We start from the raw sequence: 24,176 nt of genomic DNA on the forward strand, positions 1-24,176 counted from the left end.
ACACTTGCAGTGGCGCGCCCATCCGTTACCATCGCCGCACGTTTTCGGGCACGCGCATAAAAAAGAGAGGCCGGGATGTACATCTATCGCTTGGTCCTGCTTCTGGTCGTGGGGATCTACCTGTTTTCTCCCGCCATCATGGATTGGTGGATCGACGCTACGGGCGCCTGGTATCGCCCTTATCTGCTCTGGCTGATCCTGATTGTCGTGACCTTCATCCTGCAGAGCCAAAAAGATGCCGATGAGCTTTAGCCTGACCCAGATGCTGCTGATCAGCGCCGCCTACCTGGCCGCGTTGTTCGGCGTGGCCTGGATCAGTGAACGGGGCATGATCCCGCGGGCGATCATTCGCCATCCGTTGACCTACACCCTGTCGCTGGGGGTCTACGCCAGTGCGTGGGCGTTCTATGGCACGGTCGGTCTGGCCTATCAGTACGGCTACGGCTTTCTGTCCAGTTATCTCGGGGTCTCCGGCGCGTTTCTGCTGGCGCCGGTGCTGCTGTATCCGATTCTGAAGATCACCCGCACTTATCAACTGTCGTCGCTGGCGGACCTGTTCGCCTTCCGCTTTCGCAGCACCTGGGCCGGTGCGCTGACCACGATTTTCATGCTGATCGGCGTCTTGCCGTTGCTGGCGCTGCAGATCCAGGCCGTGGCCGATTCCATCGGCATCCTCACCGGCGAACCGGTGCAGAATCGCGTGGCCCTGGCGTTCTGTGCGCTGATCATCCTGTTCACGATCTTCTTCGGTTCGCGTCATATCGCCACCCGTGAAAAGCACGAAGGGCTGGTGTTCGCGATTGCCTTCGAATCGGTGATCAAACTGGCGGCCCTCGGCGGCGTCGGCCTCTACGCGCTGTACGGCGTATTCGACGGCCCGCAGCAACTTGAACTGTGGCTGCTACAGAACCAGACTGCTCTCGCCGCCCTGCACACCCCGTTGCAGGAAGGTCCTTGGCGCACGTTGCTGCTGGTGTTCTTCGCCTCGGCGATCGTGATGCCGCACATGTATCACATGACCTTCACCGAAAACCTCAACCCGCGCTCGCTGGTCAGCGCGAGCTGGGGCCTGCCGCTGTTCCTGCTGTTAATGAGCCTGGCCGTGCCGCTGATTCTCTGGGCCGGCCTGAAACTCGGCGCCACCACCAATCCGGAATACTTCACCCTCGGCATCGGCATCGCCGCCAACAGCAAGTCGCTGGCGTTGCTGGCCTATGTCGGCGGACTGTCGGCGGCCAGCGGCCTGATCATCGTCACCACGCTGGCGCTGTCGGGCATGGCCCTGAACCATCTGGTGCTGCCGCTCTACCAGCCACCGGCCGAGGGCAATATCTATCGCTGGCTGAAATGGACCCGCCGAGCACTGATCGTCGCAATCATCATGGCCGGTTTCTGCTTCTACCTGATGCTGGGCGCCGAGCAGGATCTGGCCAACCTCGGCATCGTCGCCTTCGTCGCGACCCTGCAGTTCCTGCCGGGTGTGTTGTCGGTGTTGTACTGGCCGACCGCCAATCGCCGCGGCTTTATCGCCGGTCTGCTGGCAGGGATCGTGGTGTGGGTCGTGACCATGCTGTTGCCGCTGGTCGGCAATCTGCAGGGTTTCTATATTCCGCTGTTGAACATGATCTACGTCCTGGACGACACCAGCTGGCACATGGCGGCCATCGCCTCGCTGGCGGCCAACGTCCTGATGTTCACGCTGATTTCGCTGTTCACCAACGCCAGCCCCGAAGAGGCCAGCGCTGCCGAAGCCTGCGCCGTGGATAACGTGCGCCGTCCGCAACGCCGCGAATTGCACGCCGCTTCGCCGCAGGAATTCGCCACGCAACTGGCCAAGCCGCTGGGCGCCAAGGCTGCGCAAAAAGAAGTCGAGCAGGCCCTGCGCGACCTTTATCTGCCATTCGACGAGCGCCGCCCTTATGCCTTGCGCCGCCTGCGTGACCGGATCGAAGCCAACCTCTCCGGCCTGATGGGCCCGAGCGTCGCCCAGGACATGGTGGAAACCTTCCTGCCGTACAAGGCCGGCGGTGAAAACTACGTCACCGAAGACATCCACTTTATCGAAAGCCGCCTCGAGGACTACCACTCGCGCCTGACCGGGCTGGCCGCCGAACTCGATGCCCTGCGTCGCTACCACCGCCAGACTCTGCAGGAACTGCCGATGGGCGTCTGCTCGCTGGCCAAGGATCAGGAGATCCTGATGTGGAACAAGGCCATGGAAGAACTGACCGGAATTGCCGCGCAACGGGTGGTCGGTTCGCGCCTGAGCACCATCGCCAATCCATGGAAAGACCTGCTGCAAGGCTTCATCCACCTGCCCGACGAGCACTTGCACAAGCAGCACCTGGCCCTCGACGGCCAGACCCGCTGGCTGAACCTGCACAAAGCGGCCATCGACGAACCGCTGGCACCGGGCAATAGCGGCCTGGTGCTGCTGGTGGAAGACCTGACCGAAACCCAGATGCTCGAAGACAAACTGGTGCATTCCGAGCGCCTGGCCAGCATCGGTCGACTCGCGGCGGGTGTTGCTCACGAAATCGGCAACCCGATCACCGGCATCGCCTGCCTTGCGCAAAACCTTCGCGAGGAACGCGAGGAAGACGGTGAGCTGACGGAAATCAGCGGCCAGATCCTCGAACAGACCAAACGCGTGTCACGCATCGTCCAGTCGTTGATGAGTTTTGCCCACGCCGGCAGCCATCAGCACAGTGACGAGCCCGTCTGTCTGGCGGAAGTGGCCCAGGATGCCATCGGCCTGCTGGCCCTGAACCGGCGCAATTTCGAAGTGCAGTTCTACAACCTGTGCGATCCCGATCACTGGGTCGAAGGCGACCCGCAGCGGCTCGCTCAGGTTTTGATCAATCTGCTCTCCAACGCCCGTGACGCCTCGCCTGCCGGCAGTGCGGTGCGGGTCAAGAGCGAAGCCGGCGAACACACGGTCGATCTGATCGTCGAAGACGAAGGCAGCGGTATTCCGTCGAGCATCATGGACCGATTGTTCGAACCCTTCTTCACCACCAAGGATCCTGGCGAAGGCACCGGTCTGGGCCTTGCACTGGTCTATTCCATCGTTGAAGAGCATTATGGACAAATCACCATCGACAGCCCGGCTGATGTTCAGAGCCAGCGCGGCACCCGTATCCGGGTGACATTGCCGCGCCATGTCGAAGCGACGTCCGCTGTGAACTGAGACCGTCGAGAGTATCGAATCAATGCCGCACATTTTGATCGTCGAAGACGAAACCATTATCCGCTCCGCCTTGCGCCGCCTGCTGGAACGCAACCAGTACCAGGTCAGCGAAGCCGGTTCAGTGCAGGAAGCACAAGAACGCTTCAGTATTCCCACATTCGATCTGATCGTCAGCGACCTGCGACTGCCGGGCGCTCCGGGCACCGAGCTGATCAAGCTCGGCCAGGGCACGCCGGTGCTGATCATGACCAGCTACGCCAGCCTGCGCTCGGCGGTCGACTCGATGAAGATGGGCGCGGTGGATTACATCGCCAAGCCTTTCGACCACGATGAAATGCTTCAGGCTGTCGCGCGGATCCTGCGTGATCGCCAGTCGGCGCCTGCCGCCGGCGAAGCGACTCCTGCCAAATCGGCCAATGGCAGCGGCAAATCCGCCATCGACAACAGCAATGGCGAAATCGGCATCATCGGCTCGTGTCCGCCGATGCAAGACCTTTACGGCAAGATCCGTAAAGTCGCCCCGACCGATTCCAATGTGCTGATCCAGGGCGAGTCCGGTACCGGTAAAGAACTGGTGGCCCGCGCCCTGCACAACCTGTCGAAACGCGCCAAGGCACCGATGATCTCGGTAAACTGCGCAGCCATCCCGGAAAGCCTGATCGAGTCCGAACTGTTCGGCCACGAGAAAGGTGCGTTCACCGGCGCCAGCGCAGGTCGTGCCGGTCTGGTGGAAGCGGCGGACGGCGGCACGCTGTTCCTCGACGAGATCGGCGAGTTGCCACTGGAAGCCCAGGCTCGTTTGCTGCGCGTATTGCAGGAAGGCGAAATTCGCCGGGTGGGCTCGGTCCAGTCGCAGAAGGTCGATGTCCGATTGATCGCCGCGACCCACCGGGACCTCAAGAGCCTGGCGAAAATTGGCCAGTTCCGTGAGGACTTGTACTACCGACTGCACGTGATCGCGTTGAAACTGCCGGCCCTGCGCGAGCGTGGCGCCGACGTCAACGAAATCGCCAATGCGTTCCTCGCTCGCCAGAGCGCCCGCATCAACCGCACCGACCTGAAATTTGCCGCTGATGCCGAACAGGCGATCCGGCACTATTCCTGGCCGGGTAACGTGCGGGAGCTGGAAAATGCCGTCGAGCGCGCGGTGATTCTGAGCGAAAGCCCGGAAATTTCTGCCGACCTGCTGGGCATCGACATCGAGCTGGGCGACCTGGAGGACGACGAATTCATCGGCCTGCCGGCGCAAACGGCCGGTAACGCCAGCAACAGTAGTCACGAGCCGACCGAAGACCTGTCACTGGAAGACTACTTCCAGCATTTCGTACTCGAGCATCAGGACCACATGACCGAGACCGAACTGGCGCGCAAACTGGGCGTCAGCCGCAAATGCCTGTGGGAACGCCGCCAGCGTCTGGGCATTCCACGGCGCAAGACCGGGGTCGCCAGCGAGAGCTGAACGTTACCTGTCGAGTGTGCGGGTTACCGTTGAAGATGTGAAAAAACTGTTACCTCAGTCTTTTCACGTAACAGAAGCCGGGGTTATCGGTAACGAAACCCCGGCTTTTTTTCGCCCTGCGAAAACGGTTATATCGACCTAACCCCTTGTTTTATTGGGGTTCGCAAAAGTTGGCACGGCACCTGCTATATGTTTGGTACAAGAACAATAACAAGCAATGCACAAGACAATAAAAATAAGACGAATCGACTCACGCACAATAAAAACAAGACGGCGAGAGGCGCAGCTAACTGATTCTTTTGGAGAGGCGTTGTATTTGGGGCTAGCCCCACGACCAGGCCGAGAACAACAAAAACTGTCTTAAGACAGAGCCTGTACTGGTTGGATCGCAAGATCACTGCAACACAGCGACCAAAGCAATCCGTTTGCTCTTGGCTCCCGATTGGGAGGGTCATGAAGGAAAAGCTTCATGGCGAGGGCACTCAACAAAAACAAGAAGCCCGAATCAATAATAAAAAGAGCACGCAACTACTTCTTGGGGAGCTTCGGCTCCCCTTGTAGTTTCTCCTTTACGGCAAATCCCTCCCTTCTGACGCATCCTCACCCCCTCTAGCCTGCGGCTTGCGGCGCAAAACGGCAGCGTCCTACACCATCCCTCGACTAAATGCTAGAATCCCGGCCCATCATGCGGTCATTCTCTGGTATGGCCGAACATTCCTTCAAACAGTGCATCCCATGCTGAAGAAGCTGTTCCAGTCATTCCGAACTCCCCTGCGTCGTACGCAACACATCCGTAGCACGCCTGAAGTCCTCAACAGCGGCCAACATTCGCTGCAGAAGGCGCAATTCAGCCGTTACGCGGTCAACATCGTCGAACGTCTGCAGGGCGCCGGCTACCAGGCCTACCTGGTTGGCGGTTGCGTGCGAGACATGCTGCTGGGCATCACGCCCAAAGACTTCGACGTCGCCACCAGCGCCACCCCCGAGCAGGTTCGTGCCGAATTTCGCAATGCGCGGATCATCGGCCGCCGCTTCAAGCTGGTACACATCCATTTCGGTCGCGAAATCATCGAAGTCGCGACCTTCCGCGCCAATCACCCGCAAAACGAAGACGACGAAGACAGCAACCAGTCCTCGCGCAACGAGAGCGGGCGCATTCTGCGCGACAACGTCTACGGCACCCTGGAAGAGGACGCGCAACGCCGCGACTTCACCATCAACGCCCTGTATTACGATCCGGTCAGCGAGCGCATCCTCGATTACGCCAACGGCGTGCACGACATCCGCAATCACCTGATCCGCCTCATCGGCGACCCGAAGCAGCGTTACCAGGAAGACCCGGTGCGGATGCTGCGGGCCGTGCGTTTCGCCGCCAAGCTCAATTTCGGTATCGAGAAGCACACCGTCCAGCCGATTCGTGAACTGGCGCCGATGCTGCGCGAGATTCCGTCGGCCCGCCTGTTCGAGGAAGTGCTCAAGCTGTTCCTCTCCGGCCACGGTGCCATCACCTTCGAGATGCTGGTCGACCTGCAACTGTTCGCGCCACTGTTCCCGGCCAGTGCCGATGCGCTGGAACACAACCCGGAATACACCCACACGCTGATCAGCGAAGCCCTGACCAACACCGATCTGCGGATCAAGCAGAACAAACCGGTGACCCCGGCGTTCCTGTTCGCCGCGCTGCTGTGGCCAGCCCTGCCGGCCCGCGTGTTGCGCCTGCAAGAGCGCGGCATGCCGCCGATTCCGGCCATGCAGGAAGGCGCTCACGAACTGATCGCCGAACAGTGCCAGCGCATCGCGATTCCAAAACGCTTCACCATGCCGATCCGCGAGATCTGGGACATGCAGGAGCGCCTGCCACGCCGCAGCGGCAAACGCGCCGACCTGCTGCTGGACAATCCGCGCTTCCGCGCCGGCTACGATTTCCTGCTGCTGCGTGAAAGCGCTGGCGAGCAGACCGATGGCCTGGGCGAATGGTGGACCGATTATCAGGACGCCAATGACAGCGAGCGTCGCGACATGATCCGCGACCTCAGCGGTAAGGGTGATGACGCCAGTGGCGCACCGCGCAAGCGTCGCCGCAGCAGCGGCTCCAAGCGCAAACGCGCCGGCGCACCGAGCGCCACGGGCGAATAAGCTATGGAACGCATCTACATCGGCATGGGCAGCAACCTGGCTGACCCGGCCGAACAACTGCGCAGCGCGGTCGATGCGCTGGGGCAATTGCCCGACACCGAACTGGTCGGTGTGTCTGCCTTCTACCAAAGCGACTCGCTGCTGCCGGGCCAACCGCGTTACACCAACGCGGTTGCCGCACTCGACAGTGCGCTCGCCCCGCTGGATCTGCTCGATGCCTTGCAGGCAATCGAAAACGATCAGGGCCGCGAACGACTGGAGCGCTGGGGCCCACGCACGCTGGATCTGGACATTCTGCTGTTCGGAGATCGCCTGATCGACGAGCCGCGCCTCAAAGTCCCGCATTACCACATGCAGGAACGCGCGTTCGTTCTCTATCCTCTGGCCGAACTGGCTCCCGAAGATCTGCACTTGGCCGATGGCCGCAACCTTGCCGACCTTCTGAAAGCCTGCCCGTTCGTCGGCCTCGAACGCCTCTCTCACGCCTGACACGAACCGCTGATGCGGGAGCCCATCGGCTCCCGCATTTTTGCGTTTTTGTAGGACAAAAACCCCGCAGATCAGGCCCGCCGGCCCGCTGAATCGCATCAGTAACGCCGGTAACACTCCCCTCGTAACAATGCGGTAACACATGCAATTGACTTCCTGAGGCCTCATCACGACTATAGGCGTCCCGCTGCCGCCAACCCGGCATACAAGGGCGCAATCCAGGCCTTATAAGCACGACAAAAGAGCGTGCGCCTGAATAGATGACGAATCACGCGCGTTACTCGCAGTAGTTTCCAAAGCGCCTGAACGAGGATTTCTTACATGCCAGCCATCACCCTGACCACGCTCCAGAGCCTCAAGCAGAAAGGTGAAAAGATCACCATGCTGACCTGCTATGACGCGACCTTCGCCCACGCCTGCAACGAGGCAGGTGTCGAAGTGCTGCTGGTGGGCGACTCCCTCGGCATGGTCCTGCAGGGTCACGACAGCACCCTGCCGGTGACCACCGCAGAAATGGCCTACCACGTTGCCAGCGTCAAACGCGGCAACTCTGATGCCCTGATCCTGGCCGACCTGCCGTTCATGGCCAACGCCACCCTCGAACAAACCATGACCAACAGCGCCCTGCTGATGCAGGCCGGCGCGCACATGGTCAAGGTCGAAGGCGCCTTGTGGCTGGCGGACTCGATCCGCCTGCTGGCCGAGCGCGGTGTGCCGGTCTGCGCCCACATGGGCCTGACCCCGCAAGCCGTGAACATTCTCGGTGGCTATAAAGTGCAGGGTCGCAACGAGAACCAGGCACGCCAGATGCGCGCCGACGCGATCTCCCTTGAGCAGGCCGGTGCAGCCATGCTGCTGCTCGAATGCGTGCCGAGCGAACTGGCGGCTGAAATCAGCCAGGCCGTGAAAATCCCGGTGATCGGCATTGGCGCCGGCAGCGACACCGACGGTCAGGTGCTGGTACTGCACGACATGCTCGGTCTGTCGATCAGCGGCCGCGTGCCGAAGTTCGTGAAGAACTTCATGCAGGGTCAGGACAGCATCCAGTCCGCGCTGAAGGCTTACGTCAGTGAAGTCAAAGCCGTCACTTTCCCCGGGATCGAACACGGATTCTCTGCATGAACACCGTCAAAACCGTACGAGAACTGCGCGCCGCCGTGGCGCGCGCCCGCAGCGAAGGCAAGCGCATCGGCTTCGTGCCGACCATGGGCAATCTGCACAGCGGCCACATCGCACTGATCACCAAGGCCACCCAGCGTGTGGACTTCGTGGTCGCGAGCATTTTCGTCAACCCGCTGCAGTTCGGCGCCGGCGAAGACCTCGACAAGTACCCGCGCACCCTGGCGGCGGATCAGGAAAAACTGCTGGAAGCCGGGTGCGATCTGCTGTTCGCCCCGACCGTCGAAGAAATGTACCCCGACGGCATGGCCGGGCAGACCCGGGTCAGTGTGCCGCAACTCTCCGAAGGCCTGTGCGGCGCCAGCCGTCCGGGGCATTTCGAAGGCGTGGCGACGGTGGTCAGCAAGCTGTTCAACATGGTCCAGCCGGACCTGGCGATCTTCGGCCAGAAAGACTTCCAGCAACTGGCGGTAATCCGAGCGCTGGTGCACGACCTGAACATGCCGATCCAGATCATCGGCGAACCGACCGTCCGCGCCGCCGACGGTCTGGCGCTGTCCTCGCGCAACGGCTTCCTCAGCGAAGAACAGCGCGCCGTGGCGCCGGTGGTCTATCGCACCCTGAGCAGCATTGCCGAGTCGATCAAGCAAGGCGAGCGCGACTTCCCTGCCCTGATCCAGGCGCAACGCCAGCAACTGGAAGCCGCCGGCCTGCGTCCGGACTACCTGGAAATCCGCCACGCCTTGACCCTGCGCCCGGCAACGGCCGAGGATCGCGATCTGGTGATTCTGGTCGCGGCCTTCCTCGGCACCACCCGGTTGATCGACAACCTGCACCTGAATCTCGATACCCCCGCCTGAACACCGGCAAACGCTGTGGGAGCAACCCCGCTCCCACAGCGTCTGCACGCGCTTCCAGACCGTATTGCTGACTACCTGCCCATCGGGCAAACTGCCCGCCGTTCGACTCCACGCGATAAGCAGGGACTTGCTCGCATTACTCGCCGTCTGTCGGCCCCGTCTGTTATCAATGTTAAAAAAGTACCGAAAACAGGTCAGACAAAGCCAAGACAGATCGCGGCGCTGGGTTTACTGTATTCGCCCTGCGCCAAAGTAATCGTGTCGACGCAGTTGCCCCCTCGCCCAAACATGGCGGGGAGGTCTTTTCAGAGTTCAAAAGGCCGTTCAAGTAAAAAGGAAAACCGCAGCGATGGCGTACTACCGCACTCCTCATGACGTTACCGCTCTGCCTGCCTGGCAAGCGTTGAAAGATCACCGCCAAGCCATGCAGGATTTCAGCATGCGCGAAGCCTTCAACGCCGATCCGCAGCGCTTCAATCAGTTCACTCTCAGCAGCTGCGGACTGTTTCTCGACTATTCGAAGAATCTGATCAACGCCGAGACCCGCAACCTGTTGGTGGGTCTGGCCAATGAAGTCGATCTCAAGGGCGCGATCAAGGCGCTGTTCGACGGCGAAATCGTCAACTCCTCCGAAGGCCGCCCGGCGCTGCACACCGCCCTGCGTCGCCCGGTCGGCGACAAGCTGTCGGTCAACGGCGTCAACGTGATGCCTGAAGTACACAAGGTGCTGAACCAGATCACCGATCTCGTGGGCCGCATCCACGACGGTCTGTGGCGTGGTTACACCGAGAAGCCGATCACTGACGTTGTGAACATCGGCATCGGTGGTTCGTTCCTCGGCCCTGAGCTGGTTTCCGAAGCCCTGCTGTCCTACGCCCAGAAAGGCGTGCGTTGCCATTACCTGGCGAACATCGACGGCAGCGAATTCCACGAGCTGACGCAAAAACTGCGCGCCGAGACCACGCTGTTCATCGTTTCGTCGAAATCGTTCAACACCCTCGAAACTCTGAAAAACGCCCAGGCCGCACGCGCCTGGTACTTGGCTCAGGGTGGTTCGGAAGCCGAGCTGTATCGCCACTTCATCGCCGTATCGAGCAACAATGCCGCCGCCGTGGCTTTCGGTATCCGCGAAGAAAACATCTTCCCGATGTGGGACTGGGTCGGCGGTCGTTACTCGCTGTGGTCGGCCATCGGCCTGCCAATCGCGCTGGCCATCGGCATGTCCAACTTCAAGGAACTGCTGTCCGGTGCCTACACCATGGACCAGCATTTCCAGAGCGCGCCGTTCGAACAGAACATGCCGGTGCTGCTGGCCCTGCTCGGCGTGTGGTATGGCAACTTCTGGGGTGCGCAGAGCCACGCGATCCTGCCGTACGACCACTACCTGCGTAACATCACCAAGCACTTGCAACAGCTGGACATGGAATCCAATGGCAAGAGCGTGCGCCAGGACGGCACCGCGGTGTCGACCGACACTGGCCCTGTGATCTGGGGCGGCGTCGGCTGCAACGGTCAGCACGCTTATCACCAGTTGCTGCACCAAGGGACCCAACTGATCCCGGCCGACTTCATCGTGCCGATCGTCAGCTTCAACCCGGTCTCCGATCACCATCAGTGGCTGTACGCCAACTGCCTGTCGCAGAGCCAGGCGCTGATGCTCGGCAAGACCCTGCCGGAAGCCGAAGCAGAACTGCGCGACAAGGGCATGAGCGAAGACCAGGTGCAGAAAATCGCACCGCACAAGGTGATCCCGGGCAACCGTCCGAGCAACACCATCGTGGTCGAGCGCATCAGCCCGCGTCGTCTCGGTGCACTGGTGGCGATGTACGAACACAAAGTCTTCGTGCAAAGCGTGGTCTGGGGCATCAACGCCTTCGACCAGTGGGGCGTGGAGCTGGGCAAGGAACTGGGCAAAGGCGTCTACAACCGCCTGGTCGGCAGCGAAGAAACCGCCGCTGAAGACCCGTCCACCCAAGGCCTGATCAACTACTTCCGCGGCCGTCACCGCGGCTGATCCAGCCCTGAACACACCCCCTCACCATGAGGGGGTGTTTGTTTACAGGTATTGAACCCTTCCCGCTCTCGGCGCATCTTTATCCTTGTCGCACAACAAGAATAAGGAACCGTCATGTTCGATATCAGCACGTTCCCCAAAGCCGATGCCGTCCGCCGGGCTGCACAGTTGAGTCAGGACGACTACCAACGCCTGTACCGCGAATCCATTGAACACCCCAGCACCTTCTGGGCCGAACAGGCCACCCGCTTCCTCGACTGGAGCACGCCGTGGGAGACCGTCCAGCGCTATGACCTGAAGACCGGCGACGCCGCCTGGTTTGCCGGTGGCAAGCTGAACGTCAGCTACAACTGCATCGACCGCCATCTGGAAACGCGCGGCGATCAGACCGCCATCCTCTGGGAAGGCGACGACCCTGCCGAATCGACGCAAATCACCTACAGCAAACTTCATCACCAAGTCTGCCGCCTGGCCAACGTGCTGAAAAGCCGTGGCGTGAAAAAAGGCGACCGGGTGTGCATCTACATGCCGATGATCCCCGAAGCGGCCTACGCCATGCTCGCCTGCGCACGGATCGGCGCGATTCATTCGGTGGTGTTTGGCGGTTTTTCTCCGGACTCCCTGCGCGACCGTATTCTCGATGCCGACTGCCGCACCGTGATCACCGCCGACGAGGGCGTGCGCGGTGGCAAATTCGTGCCGCTGAAACAGAATGTCGACAAGGCCCTGCAGAGCTGTCCGAATGTCAGCACCGTCGTGGTGGTCGAGCGTACCCAGAACAACGTCGACTGGGTCGAAGGCCGCGACCTCTGGTATCACCAGGCGGTGCGCGACGTCAGCGACGATTGCCCGCCGGAACCGATGGACGCCGAGGATCCGCTGTTCATCCTCTACACCTCCGGCAGCACCGGCAAACCCAAGGGCGTGCTGCACACCACCGGCGGTTACCTGCTGCAAGCGGCGATGACCTTCAAGTACGTCCTCGACTACCGCGACGGCGAAGTGTTCTGGTGCACCGCCGACGTCGGCTGGGTCACCGGCCACAGTTACATTGTCTACGGCCCGCTGGCCAACGGCGCGACCACGCTGATCTTCGAAGGCGTGCCAAGCTATCCGAGCACTTCGCGGTTCTGGCAGGTGATCGACAAACACAAGGTCAACATCTTCTACACCGCCCCCACCGCCCTGCGCGCACTGATGCGTGAAGGCGCCGGGCCCTTGCAGGAAACGTCGCGACAAAGCCTCAGATTGCTCGGCAGTGTCGGTGAGCCGATCAACCCTGAAGCGTGGGAATGGTATTTCAACGTCGTAGGCGAACAACGCTGCCCGATTGTCGATACGTGGTGGCAGACCGAAACCGGCGGCATCATGCTCAGCCCGCTGGTCAGCGCCCAGCGGATCAAACCGGGCTGCGCCACCCAGCCGATGTTCGGCGTGCAACCGGTGCTGCTCGATGAGCACGGCAAGGAAATCAAGGGCGCCGGCAGCGGCGTGCTGGCGATCAAGTCGAGCTGGCCGGCGCAGATCCGCAGCGTCTACGGCGATCCGCAGCGCATGGTCGACACCTACTTCAAACCCTACCCCGGTTACTACTTCACCGGCGACGGCGCCCGCCGCGATGAGGATGGCGATTACTGGATCACCGGGCGCATCGACGACGTGATCAATGTCTCCGGCCATCGCATCGGCACCGCCGAGGTGGAAAGCGCGCTGGTGCTGCACGACAGCATCGCCGAGGCCGCCGTGGTCGGTTATCCCCACGATGTCAAAGGTCAGGGGATTTATGCATTCGTCACACCGATGAACGGCACCGAGCCCAACGACGAACTGAAGAAAGAACTGCTGGCCCACGTCAGCAAGGAAATCGGCAGCTTCGCCAAACCGGACCTGATCCAGTGGGCCCCGGCCCTGCCGAAGACCCGCTCGGGCAAGATCATGCGGCGGATCCTGCGCAAGATCGCCTGCAACGAACTCGACAGCCTTGGCGACACCTCGACACTGGCGGATCCGAGCGTGGTGCAGGGCTTGATCGATAAACGCCTGAACCAGTAAGCGCAGCTGCACGTGGCGAGCCTCAAGCCTGAAGCTCGCCGCTTGCAGCCGAGTTGCTGCTAAACTCCCGCGCCCCGATTCCCTCCAGCAAGGCGCCCGCATGTCTTCCTTGAACCTGGCGCTGCGCGCCGCCCTCGACCAACGCCAGGATCTGCTCGCCGAGCTGCACCGTCAGGGCACCGACTGCTATCGGCTGTTCCACGGCAGCCAGGAAGGCGCCGGCGGCCTGACCATCGACCGCTACGGCCCGCAACTGATGGTGCAAAGTTTCCACCAGACCCTGGCGCGCGAAGACCTGCTGCAACTGCACGCCATGGTCAACCAGACCCTGGGCCTTGAAACCCTGCTGGTTTACAACGACCGCTCCCGTGGCAACTCGCGGATCGACCGTGAAGACAGCGTCTACCGCGCCGACGACGCGGCACTGGCGGATCTGGTCGGCCACGAATGGGGCCTGAATTATCGCGTGCGGGGACGCCACGCCGGGCAGGATCCGCTGCTGTTCCTCGACCTGCGCAACACCCGCGGCTGGGTCAAGGATCACGCCAAGGGCAAAAGCGTGCTCAACCTGTTTGCCTACACTTGCGGCGTCGGTCTGAGCGCAGCGGCCGGCGGTGCGCGCGAAGTGTGCAACCTGGATTTCGCCGAGGGCAATCTGGCGGTGGGACGCGAGAACGGTCAGCTCAATCCGCAACTGCCGACCATGGAATTCATCCAGTCCGACTACTTCCCGGCGATCCGCCAGTTGGCCGGTCTGCCGATCAGTCAGCGTCGCGGGCAAAAACTGCCGAGCTATCAACGCCTCGAACAGCGCCAGTACGATCTGGTGCTGCTCGACCCGCCCGCGTGGGCCAAGAGCGCGTTCGGCACCGTCGACCTGCTGCGCGATTATCAAAGCCTGCTCAAGCCAGCCCTGCTGACCACCGCCGAGAATGGCGTGCTGATCTGCTGCAACAATCTGGCGAAAGTCAGCATGGATGACTGGCGCGAACAGGTGTTGCGCTGCGCCGAAAAAGCCGGGCGGCCGGTGCGTGAATGGAGCGTGATGACGCCAGGTGCCGACTTCCCTTCGCGGGATCAACAACCGCCGTTGAAGACACTGATTCTGCAGCTCTGATCTTTACCCCTGCAGGAGCAGCCTTCGGAAGCTCCTACAGAAATTGCAGACAAATCTGAACAATCCTGTCTCGCGCGATGTACTTCGGAACCGGAATCGCGTGCCATACTCCAAGGCACTCCGATTCAGACAGATGAAGCCGCACATGCCCAAAGGATTGATTCGCGCGATTGGCGCCCTGTTGACTGCCCTGGCCCTCTACAGCCTGCTGGGGTTCCTGATTTTGCCGGGCATTGCGCTCAGGGTGGTGAATCAGCAACTGGCCAACTACGCCACGGTGCCGGCGCATCTGCAGCGCATCGAACTCAACCCGTTCAGCCTTGAACTCACGCTGTGGGGCCTGGTGATCGGCGAGCCGGGCAAGGAACAGGTCGGCTTCGAACGGTTGTACGCCAACCTGCAACTCGACAGCCTGTGGACCAAAGCCCTGCATCTGTCCGACGTCGAACTGGAAAAATCCAGGACCGAGATCCTGTTCGCCAAAGACGGTCAGCTCAATCTTCTCGGTCTGTTCAAGCTCCCGGCCAGCGAGCCCACCCCGGCCGATCCCGACGCCAAACCCTTTCCGCTGCGCATCGACCGGATCCAGCTGGCCGGCGGCAACCTGCATTTCGTGGATGCGCGCCCCAGCGAACCGATCGAATTCGTTTACGACAAGCTCGATTTCGAGCTGAAAAACCTCAGCACCCTGCCTGAAGACAACGCCGACATGACCCTCGTCGCGATCGGCCCGGCCGGTGGGCAGATCGACTGGAAAGGTAACTTCAGCCTGGTTCCGATCGCCTCCGAAGGCACCCTCAAGATCACCGACGGCAAAATGAAAGCCTTCTGGCCTTACGTGCGCGACGCCGTGCCACTGGTGCTGGAAGAGGGTGTCGTCAGCCTGAGCACCGACTACAAGCTCAACCTGTCCAAGGAAACCGAACTGCTGCTGAGCAACGTCGCGGTCAACATCGCGCCGTTCGCCATCAAGGCGCCGGACGGACGTCAGCTGGCGAAACTCGAGCGTCTCGACGTCAGCGACACCACCGTGGATCTGGCCAAACAGCAAGTGGTGGTCGGCAAGATCCGCAGCCAGAAACTGGAAACCTGGGCTGCGCTTGAAGCGGACGGACAACTGGACTGGCAAAAACTGTTCGCCAGCCAGCCATCGAAACCCGCCGCCAAAGCGGCTGCGGAACCGGCAAGCACACCTGCGGCCGCCGACTCGCCGAAACCCGAGCCGACCGCGCCGAGCAAGCCATGGCAAGTGCTGCTCAAGGACGTGCAACTGCGTGACTACAAAGTGCATCTGGCCGACCGCTCGGCGAAGCCCGAAGTCACTCTGGATGTCACGCCGCTGAACGTCGATCTGCAAAATTTCGACAGCCTCAACGGCTCGCCTTTCAACCTCAAACTCGACACCGGCCTGGGCAAGCAGGGCAAGATCAGCGCCGACGGCGTGGTCAATCTGGCCCCGGTCACCGCGCAGCTCAACGTGAAAACCCAGGACATCGACCTGCGGGTCGCCCAGTCCTACATCAACCCGTTCATTCGTCTCGAACTGCGCAGCGGCATGCTCGGCAGTGACCTGAAAGTGAACCTGAAAAGCACCGACCCGCTGGCCCTCAGCGTCACCGGTCGCGCTCAGGTCGATCAGCTGCACACCCTCGACACCCTGAAAACCCGCGACTTCCTCAAGTGGCAGCAAGTGGTGGTCGAAGGCCTGAACTATCAGCACGGCGACAGCCTGTCGATCGACAAGGTCAACCTGTTCCAGCCGTATGCGCGGTTCATGATCAACGATGACCGCACCACCAACATCGACGACCTGTTGATCCCGCAACCGGCCGACTCCGGGGCGAAGACCGCTGCGGCGAAACCGGCGAGCAATGACAAACCACTGGGCATTCACATCGGCGGCATCGCGATCAACGACGGCTCGGCCAACTTCGCCGACTTCAGCCTGACCCCGAACTTTGCCACCGCGATTCAACAGCTCAACGGCCAGATCGGCACCATCGACAGCCGTCAGGCGAAGCCCGCCAGCGTCGATGTCAAAGGCAAGGTCGACCGCTATGCGCCGGTAACCATCAAGGGCGCAGTCAACCCGTTCGACCCGATGGCCAGTCTCGACATCGCCACCAGTTTCAAACGGGTCGAACTGACCACCCTGACCCCCTACTCCGGCAAGTTCGCCGGCTACCGGATCCGCAAGGGCCGGCTCAACCTCGACCTGCATTACCTGATCACCAAAGGCCAGCTCAAGGCCGAGAACAAAGTGGTGGTCGAGCAGCTGCAACTGGGTGAGAAAGTCGACAGCCCGGACGCCGTGAGCCTGCCGCTGAAACTGGCGATCGCCCTGCTCAAGGACGTCGACGGCAAGATCTCCATCGAGCTGCCAGTGACCGGTGACCTGAACAATCCACAATTCAGCGTGATGCCGATTGTCTGGCAGACCCTGCGCAACCTGATCGTCAAGGCCGCCGCCGCACCATTCAAGCTGATTGGCGGTCTGGTCAGCGGTGGTGGTTCCGAAGACCTCGGCACCGTGTCCTTCGCACCGGGTTCCAGCGACCTGAGCAAAGACGCCGAAGCGGCGCTGGTGAAACTCTCGCAAGCGCTGAAGGAGCGCCCGGCCCTGCGCCTGGAAATCGAAGGCACCGCGGCAAAAAGCAGTGACGGTCCGTTGCTCGCCGAACAGCGTCTGGAACGTGAATACCAGTACAACTACTACAAGATGCTCCAGCGCCGGGGCGACAAGGTGCCGGCTCAGGCTTCGCTGATTCAGGTACCGGATAACGAAAAAGGCCCGCTGCTTGAGGGCATCTATCGCACCCGCCTGAAAACCCAGCCACCGGCCGAATGGAAGGATCTGGGCAAGGAAGAACGCACCGCGAAAATGCGCGCCGACGTGATCAAGTTCTGGAGCTCCAGCGATGTGCTGTTGCGCCAGCTCGGTCAGGACAGGGCCAGCAGCATCAAGGATTACCTGGTGGACAAGGGCCAACTGGCCGACGATCGCGTGTACTTCATCGACGCCAATCTCGGCGAAGCGGAGAGCGACGGCCGGGTAGTGACGCAAATGCATCTGGATGCCGAGTAATGAACTGCAAATGGCTGACGGCACTGGGGCTGGCGTTGATCGCCAGCCAGGCTGCGGCGTCCGATACCCTGCGCTGCGGCAGCCAACTGGTGAGCCTTGGCGACCGAGCCAGCGAGGTGCTGCAAAAGTGCGGCGAGCCGGTCAGTCGCGATCTGCTCGGTTACAAGCGCAGCGCCAACCGTCGTGAAGAGTTTCAGGTCGAGGAATGGACCTATGGCCCGAGCAACGGCATGTATCAATACCTGCGTTTTGAAGGCAATCGCCTGAAACAGATCAACAGCAAGCGCGGCAACTGACCTTCCCGCTTTTTCCTCCCCTGAAATAGAACAGGCCCCGACACATGTGCCGGGGCCTGTAATGGCCACATTCCGTGTGGCCGTTCGCATGAACTCTAAAGTGCGGCAGACGTATTGCTCGGCCCGCCTGTCGCGTCTTCTCCCGGTCCAGGCGAGAAGTCTTGCCTTACTCGGCTTTCAGGCCGTCAGCGGAGACCGCTTTCACGCCTTTGATTTTCTTGGTGATGTTCACTGCGGTGGTTTTCTGGGCTTCGGTGATGGCGACCTCAGAGGACAGGGAAACCACACCTTTGTTGGTTTCGACCTTGATGTCGGTACCAGGAATGCCTTTTTCGGTTACCAGGTCGCTTTTGACTTTGGTAGTGATCCAGGTATCGGAAGTAGCTTCTTTAGCCTTGGTGACTTCACCGGCAGCCAGGGTCATTGGCGCCTGAGTGGTCTGAGTCGATTGAGCAAATGCACCGGAAGCCATGGTCAGGGTCAGCGCGGTAGCAGCAGCGGCAGTGATAGCGAACTTCTTCATACGAGTAACTCCTGTTTTTCTGGAAAGTCTGCTGCGTGTCTTGTCAGCAGGGTTACCGGAGATATTGCGAACGCTGTGCCAACTTTTAAAATCTTAATAAATCCTTATAAATCAACAACTTAAGAACTATTAATATTCTCGGAATCATGCAAATTGCATGACCGGTGAATTATCTACATGCAAGTTGCGGCTTTTCGAAAAGTTCCTAACACCCTGAAATTATTGAAGCTTTTGTGAGCTGCCGCGCAATAAAAAATGCCCCGCAAAGCGGGGCATTTCTTGCTGTATCGCTCAGATATCAAGCGCCACTGCCCGGGCAACCTCTCGGTGCGTATTCATTGTTGACCGTCGAAGCACATGTCCAGACACCCGACGTGGCACCCGTGGCCGCGCCAGAGCGAGTGAGCGTAATGGTCTTGCCCAGCACCGGGCCTGGTGCATTAAGCAGCGTACATGTAATGGTGCCAGCGCCGGTCGCCGCTGTGCCCGTAACCGTCAGCGTACAGTTGGAGGTGGCGGTTGTACCGCCATTCACAGTGGTGATATCCGGAGCGGTACCTTGGTTGATGGTGTCCTCGAACGGCACCTTCATCGCACTGATTTCCGCCAGCCCTGCCGTCACCTTCGACCGCGCCTGATACTTGGAATACTGCGGCAGCGCCACAGTCGCGAGAATACCGATGATCGCCACAACGATCAGCAGCTCGATCAGAGTGAAACCTTGTTGTTTCTTCATAGACACGCTCCATGCATGAGTCGGAATCTCATGATCTGAACAGGACTCAGCACAGCCCGTGCCAAGGGCTCGCAGCCCCGGCCTGCTGGGCGTGATCCGGACGTCGTGCCGATTCCTACAACCCGTAGCCGCACTATCTGACACTTTTTGTCACCTGCACCCCGGGTGTTTGGCGCTGTCACTTGACTAGGCTATAAGTCATGAACGGCAAGCACGTGGAAACCCCATGAATGACATCGCTCTGAGCGGTCTGGCTAAACAACTGGTCCAGGCCGAATTGCTCACGGAAAAGAGTGCCCAGCAAGCCTGGCAACAGGCGCAGCGCAATCGCCTGTCGCTGGTCAGTTACCTGGTGCAGAACAAACTGGTGAAGAGCTGGCAGGTCGCCGAAATAGCCTCGGAGCATTTCGGCATGGCATTTCTCGACCTCAACTGTCTCGACAAGGAAACCCAGCCCAAGGGCCTGGTCAGTGAAAAACTGGTGCGCCAACACCACGCCCTGCCCCTCTGGCGGCGCGGCAACAAACTATTCGTGGGGATCTCCGACCCGAGCAATCATCAGGCGATCAATGACATTCAGTTCAGCACCGGGCTGAGCACCGAAGCCATTCTGGTCGAGGATGACAAACTCACCGACGCCATCGAAAAATTCTTCGACACCCATGCCTCCGGCCTGGAGGAAATGGCCGATGTCGACCTCGACGGGCTGGACATCGAATCGGTCGATGACAGCAAGCAGGACACACTCGGCGGAATCGATGCCGACGATGCCCCGGTGGTGCGCTTCGTACACAAGATGCTGCTGGACGCGATCAAGAGCGGCTCGTCCGACCTGCATTTCGAACCTTACGAAAAGAACTACCGGGTGCGGGTGCGCACCGACGGAATACTGCGAGAAGTGGCCAGGCCGCCGATTCAGCTGGCCGGGCGTATTGCCGCGCGCCTGAAGGTCATGGCCAGCCTCGACATTTCGGAGCGGCGCAAACCCCAGGACGGGCGGATCAAGATGCGTCTGTCGAAGAGCAAGTCGATCGATTTCCGGGTCAACACCCTGCCCACGCTCTGGGGCGAGAAAGTGGTGATGCGGATCCTCGACCCCTCCAGCGCCCAGATCGGCATCGATGCCCTCGGCTACGAGCCGGAGCAGAAAGACCTGTACATGGCCGCCCTCAAGCAGCCACAAGGCATGATTCTGGTGACCGGTCCCACCGGCTCGGGCAAGACCGTGTCGCTGTACACCGGGCTGAACATCCTCAATACCGTCGACATCAACATCTCCACCGCCGAGGATCCGGTAGAGATCAACATGGAAGGCATCAACCAGGTCAACGTCAATCCACGCCAGGGGTTGGACTTTGCCCAGGCCTTGCGCTCGTTCCTGCGTCAGGACCCGGACGTGATCATGGTCGGCGAGATCCGCGACCTCGAAACCGCTGAAATCGCGATCAAGGCCGCCCAGACCGGGCACCTCGTGCTGTCCACCCTGCACACCAACAGCGCGGCGGAAACCCTCACCCGCCTGCACAACATGGGCATTCCCGGCTTCAACATCGCGACCTCGGTGAGCCTGATCATTGCCCAGCGCCTGGCGCGAAAACTCTGCGGCCACTGCAAGAAACCCATCGAAATCCCCCGCGAAACCCTGATCAAGGAAGGTTTCCCCGAGGAACGCATCGGCCATTTCACGATCTATGAGCCCTCCGGTTGCGATCACTGCAACGGCGGGTACAAGGGTCGCGTGGGGATTTATGAAGTGGTGAAGAACACCCCCGAGCTGCAACGGCTGATCATGGCCGAGGGCAACTCGCTGGAAATCGATACCCAGATGCGCCGGGACGGCTACAACGACCTGCGCACCTCGGGCCTGATCAAGGCCATGCAAGGCATCACCAGCCTTGAAGAAATCAACCGGGTCACCAAGGACTGAACATGGCGGTCAAGGCAGCGAAAATCAGCGTCTACGCCTGGGAAGGCACGGACCGAAAAGGCAGCAAGGTGACCGGCGAGCTGAGCGGCCAGAACCCCGCACTGGTCAAGGCCCAATTGCGCAAGCAAGGCATCAACCCGGGCAAGGTACGCAAGAAATCCGCCTCGTTGCTGAGCTTCGGCAAGCGCATCAAGGCCCAGGACATTGCCCTCTTCACCCGGCAGATGGCGACCATGATGAAAGCCGGCGTGCCGCTGTTGCAGTCGTTCGACATCATTGGCGAAGGCTTCGAGAACCCGGCCATGCGCAAACTGGTCGACGAGGTGAAACAGGAAGTCGCCGCCGGCAACAGCTTCGCCGCCGCGCTGCGTAAGAAGCCGCAATATTTCGACGAGCTGTACTGCAACCTGGTCGATGCCGGCGAGCAGTCCGGCGCCCTCGACACCCTGCTGGAGCGGGTCGCAACCTACAAGGAAAAGAGCGAAAGCCTCAAGGCCAAGATCAAGAAGGCCATGACCTACCCGTCCGCCGTGGTGCTGGTCGCGGCGGTGGTTACCGGGATTCTGCTGGTCAAGGTGGTGCCGCAGTTTCAGTCGGTGTTCTCTGGCTTCGGTGCCGAACTGCCAGCCTTCACGTTGATGGTGATCAGCCTGTCCGAATTCATGCAGCAATGGTGGTGGGCGATTCTCGGTCTGCTGGTGGCCGGTTTTTTCGGCACCCGCCATGCCCTGAAAAAATCCCAGGCCCTGCGCGACCGGCGTGACGCCTGGTTTCTCAAGCTGCCGCTGGTGGGCACCTTGATGTACAAGTCCGCCGTGGCTCGGTTTGCCCGGACCCTGTCGACCACCTTCGCGGCCGGCGTGCCGCTGGTGGAAGCACTGGACTCGGTGGCCGGGGCCACCGGCAACGTGGTGTTCAAACGCGCCGTGCTGCGCATCCGCCAGGACGTTTCCACCGGCATGCAGCTGAATTTCTCGATGCGCTCCACCGGCATCTTTCCGAACATGGCGGTGCAGATGACCGCCATCGGCGAAGAGTCCGGCGCACTGGACGAGATGCTCGACAAGGTCGCGGGTTTCTATGAGGACGAAGTGGACAACATGGTCGACAACCTCACCAGCCTGATGGAGCCGTTCATCATGGTGGTGCTCGGGGTGATCGTCGGCGGTCTGGTGGTGGCGATGTACCTGCCGATCTTCCAACTCGGCTCAGCGATCTGACATGCCTATCGACGAACTCTTCAGTCTCTACCCACTGGCCTTTGTCATCACCGCCCTGCTGCTCGGGCTGGTGGTCGGCAGTTTTCTCAACGTGTTGATCTGGCGCCTGCCGAAAATGCTCGAGCGCGAATGGCGCCAACAGGCTCACGATGTTTTGGGGCTGCCCGGTGAAGCGCCATTGCCCACCTACAACCTGATGCTGCCGCATTCGCAATGCCCGCACTGTGGCCACCGGATCCGCGCGTGGGAAAACATTCCCGTGTTGAGTTACGTGTTCCTGCGCGGGCGCTGTTCAAGTTGCAGCGCACCGATCAGCAAGCGCTACCCGCTGACCGAACTAACCTGCGGCCTGCTCTCGGCGTTCATCGCCTGGCACCTGGGTTTCGGCTGGCCGGCGTGCCTGCTGATCGTGCTGACCTGGGGCCTGTTGGCCATGAGCCTGATCGACACCGAACATCAATTGCTGCCCGACGTGCTGGTGCTGCCGCTGCTGTGGCTGGGATTGATCGTCAACAGCTTCGAGCTGTTCGTGCCGCTGCACGATGCCCTGTGGGGCGCGGTGCTGGGTTATATGGCGCTGTGGTCGGTGTTCTGGCTGTTCAAACTGATCACCGGCAAGGACGGCATCGGTCACGGCGATTTCAAGCTGCTGGCGCTGCTCGGGGCCTGGGGCGGCTGGCAGATTCTGCCGCTGACCATCCTCTTGTCCTCGCTGGTGGGCGCCGTGCTCGGGGTGATTTTGCTCAAGCTGCGTGACCAGAAAACCTCGACGCCGATCCCCTTCGGCCCGTATCTGGCAATTGCCGGCTGGATTGCCTTGCTCTGGGGTGGTCAAATAACCGGCTTCTATTGGCAGTTTGTCGGTTTGAAATGAATACCCCTGTGGAAAAACCCTGGATTCTCGGCCTGACCGGCGGCATCGGCAGCGGCAAAAGCGCCGCCGCCCAGCACTTCATCGATCTTGGTATCCACGTGGTGGACGCCGATCACGCAGCGCGCTGGGTGGTCGAACCAGGCCGCCCGGCACTGGCGAAGATCGCCGAACACTTCGGCCCCGATGTGTTGCAGGCCGACGGCACGCTGGATCGTGCGGCCCTGCGCAAACTGATCTTTGAGGTGCCGGAGCAACGGCGCTGGCTCGAAGCGCTGCTGCATCCGCTGATCGCCGAGGAAATCGCCCATCATCTGGCACTGGCACAATCACCTTACGCGATTCTGGTTTCGCCGCTGCTGATCGAATCCGGGCAATACGCGATGACTCAGCGAATCCTCGTGATTGACGCCCCGCAACAACTGCAGATCGAACGCACCTTGCAGCGTGACCAGACCAGTGAACAGCAGGTCCAGGCGATCCTCAAGGCCCAGTCCAGCCGCGAAGACCGCGTCAGCCGTGCCGACGAGGTGGTGGTCAACGACCGCGACCTCGCCTGGCTGCACAGCGAGGTCGAGCGCCTGCATCACTTTTACCTGACTTTATCCGGAGGCCAATCATGAGCCAGACCCCAACCGTCAACTGCCCGACTTGCGGCGCGCCCGTGGAATTCACCCCGGAAAACAAATACCGTCCGTTCTGCTCGGACCGCTGCAAACTCATCGACCTCGGCGCCTGGGCGTCAGAAGAGCACAAGATTCCGGTGGCCCCGGATGCCGAGGACGAACTGTTTTCCGGCGATTTCGACCCGCGTCACTGATCCCGCTCAGGGCCGCATGAAGCCGTAGTCCTGATCGTCGTCGAGGTTTTCCGCCAGAAAGCGCAACTCGTCGGCCAGGTCTTCGGCGTTGCGCACCGCCTTGCTCTGCTGCACCACCGCACTGAGCAAGGCGCGCAGGCTCAGGCCCGGATCGAACCCCACCTCCTGCGCCATCTCCAGACTCTGCCGGGTTTCCTGCCTCGCCCACTCGTACACGCTCATGCCGCTGCTCCTGAAGGGATTTGGCCGAGCATGAAATGCG

20 protein-coding genes are annotated in these 24,176 nt (G+C 60.9%); 17 read left to right on the forward strand and 3 right to left on the reverse strand.

Going from position 1 to position 24,176, the window contains the following annotated elements:
- The first annotated feature begins 75 nt into the window (after nt 1-75).
- From AC1RT4_RS28535 to AC1RT4_RS28590, 12 genes are all read left to right on the forward strand, one after another.
- Nucleotides 76-252 (forward strand): hypothetical protein, encoded by a 177-nt coding sequence (locus tag AC1RT4_RS28535; protein ID WP_003176118.1) that lies wholly within the window; start codon nt 76-78, stop codon nt 250-252.
- Complete coding sequence (locus tag AC1RT4_RS28540; RefSeq protein WP_007959612.1) at nt 236-3,190, forward strand: sensor histidine kinase; 2,955 nt, start codon at nt 236-238, stop codon at nt 3,188-3,190. The genes AC1RT4_RS28535 and AC1RT4_RS28540 overlap by 17 nt, the downstream gene beginning before the upstream one ends.
- Nucleotides 3,191-3,212: 22 nt before the next feature.
- Nucleotides 3,213-4,649 carry a sigma-54-dependent transcriptional regulator gene (locus AC1RT4_RS28545; RefSeq protein ID WP_007959611.1) on the forward strand — a complete coding sequence of 479 codons (1,437 nt, stop codon included), beginning with the start codon at nt 3,213-3,215 and terminating at the stop codon, nt 4,647-4,649.
- Nucleotides 4,650-5,384: 735 nt separating this feature from the next.
- A complete protein-coding gene (locus AC1RT4_RS28550; protein ID WP_007959609.1) occupies nt 5,385-6,785 on the forward strand; it encodes a polynucleotide adenylyltransferase PcnB in 1,401 nt (466 codons plus the stop codon).
- Nucleotides 6,786-6,788: 3 nt separating this feature from the next.
- A complete protein-coding gene (folK, locus tag AC1RT4_RS28555) occupies nt 6,789-7,274 on the forward strand; it encodes a 2-amino-4-hydroxy-6-hydroxymethyldihydropteridine diphosphokinase (protein WP_493089465.1) in 486 nt (161 codons plus the stop codon).
- Between the two features lie 321 nt (nt 7,275-7,595).
- Nucleotides 7,596-8,396, forward strand: a complete 801-nt coding sequence (gene panB, locus AC1RT4_RS28560) for a 3-methyl-2-oxobutanoate hydroxymethyltransferase (RefSeq protein WP_493089467.1) — start codon at nt 7,596-7,598, stop codon at nt 8,394-8,396.
- Nucleotides 8,393-9,253 carry a pantoate--beta-alanine ligase gene (gene panC, locus AC1RT4_RS28565; RefSeq protein ID WP_007959604.1) on the forward strand — a complete coding sequence of 287 codons (861 nt, stop codon included), beginning with the start codon at nt 8,393-8,395 and terminating at the stop codon, nt 9,251-9,253. Before panB ends, panC begins: the two co-directional genes overlap by 4 nt.
- A gap of 349 nt (nt 9,254-9,602) precedes the next feature.
- Entirely contained in the window at nt 9,603-11,267 is a 1,665-nt protein-coding gene (pgi, locus tag AC1RT4_RS28570; RefSeq protein ID WP_127799958.1) for a glucose-6-phosphate isomerase, read from the forward strand.
- 114 nt (nt 11,268-11,381) lie between these two features.
- Nucleotides 11,382-13,319 (forward strand): acetate--CoA ligase, encoded by a 1,938-nt coding sequence (gene acs, locus AC1RT4_RS28575; RefSeq protein WP_493089470.1) that lies wholly within the window; start codon nt 11,382-11,384, stop codon nt 13,317-13,319.
- Between the two features lie 100 nt (nt 13,320-13,419).
- Complete coding sequence (locus AC1RT4_RS28580) at nt 13,420-14,436, forward strand: class I SAM-dependent rRNA methyltransferase (protein ID WP_493089472.1); 1,017 nt, start codon at nt 13,420-13,422, stop codon at nt 14,434-14,436.
- Between the two features lie 133 nt (nt 14,437-14,569).
- A complete protein-coding gene (locus tag AC1RT4_RS28585) occupies nt 14,570-17,521 on the forward strand; it encodes a DUF748 domain-containing protein (RefSeq protein WP_493089474.1) in 2,952 nt (983 codons plus the stop codon).
- Nucleotides 17,521-17,817, forward strand: coding sequence for a DUF2845 domain-containing protein (locus AC1RT4_RS28590; protein WP_289203822.1), 297 nt, complete (start codon nt 17,521-17,523; stop codon nt 17,815-17,817). Before AC1RT4_RS28585 ends, AC1RT4_RS28590 begins: the two co-directional genes overlap by 1 nt.
- Nucleotides 17,818-17,983: 166 nt before the next feature.
- Here the strand turns inward: AC1RT4_RS28590 and AC1RT4_RS28595 are convergent, their stop codons facing one another.
- Nucleotides 17,984-18,340, reverse strand: a complete 357-nt coding sequence (locus AC1RT4_RS28595; RefSeq protein ID WP_085608680.1) for a BON domain-containing protein — start codon at nt 18,338-18,340, stop codon at nt 17,984-17,986.
- 298 nt (nt 18,341-18,638) lie between these two features.
- On the reverse strand, nt 18,639-19,076 hold the full coding sequence (locus AC1RT4_RS28600; protein WP_493089476.1) for a pilin: 438 nt from the start codon (nt 19,074-19,076) through the stop codon (nt 18,639-18,641).
- A 226-nt stretch (nt 19,077-19,302) separates the two neighbouring features.
- Here AC1RT4_RS28600 and pilB point away from each other — a divergent pair, with 226 nt between their 5' ends.
- The 5 genes from pilB to yacG are packed head-to-tail and all read left to right on the forward strand — an operon-like array spanning nt 19,303 to nt 23,914.
- Entirely contained in the window at nt 19,303-21,003 is a 1,701-nt protein-coding gene (pilB, locus tag AC1RT4_RS28605; protein WP_493089478.1) for a type IV-A pilus assembly ATPase PilB, read from the forward strand.
- Nucleotides 21,004-21,005: 2 nt separating this feature from the next.
- Nucleotides 21,006-22,223: a type II secretion system F family protein gene (locus AC1RT4_RS28610; protein WP_480403002.1), complete on the forward strand. Its 1,218-nt coding sequence runs from the start codon at nt 21,006-21,008 to the stop codon at nt 22,221-22,223.
- A 1-nt stretch (nt 22,224) separates the two neighbouring features.
- Nucleotides 22,225-23,097 carry a prepilin peptidase gene (locus tag AC1RT4_RS28615; RefSeq protein WP_493089483.1) on the forward strand — a complete coding sequence of 291 codons (873 nt, stop codon included), beginning with the start codon at nt 22,225-22,227 and terminating at the stop codon, nt 23,095-23,097.
- Nucleotides 23,094-23,717: a dephospho-CoA kinase gene (coaE, locus tag AC1RT4_RS28620; protein ID WP_493089485.1), complete on the forward strand. Its 624-nt coding sequence runs from the start codon at nt 23,094-23,096 to the stop codon at nt 23,715-23,717. The genes AC1RT4_RS28615 and coaE overlap by 4 nt, the downstream gene beginning before the upstream one ends.
- Nucleotides 23,714-23,914 carry a DNA gyrase inhibitor YacG gene (yacG, locus tag AC1RT4_RS28625; protein WP_011335983.1) on the forward strand — a complete coding sequence of 67 codons (201 nt, stop codon included), beginning with the start codon at nt 23,714-23,716 and terminating at the stop codon, nt 23,912-23,914. The genes coaE and yacG overlap by 4 nt, the downstream gene beginning before the upstream one ends.
- A 6-nt stretch (nt 23,915-23,920) precedes the next feature.
- Here yacG and AC1RT4_RS28630 read toward each other — a convergent pair whose 3' ends face one another.
- Nucleotides 23,921-24,136: a hypothetical protein gene (locus AC1RT4_RS28630; RefSeq protein WP_007959584.1), complete on the reverse strand. Its 216-nt coding sequence runs from the start codon at nt 24,134-24,136 to the stop codon at nt 23,921-23,923.
- Nucleotides 24,137-24,176 lie beyond the last annotated feature (40 nt).

This window comes from Pseudomonas sp. GW821-FHT11D10 (assembly GCF_058808435.1).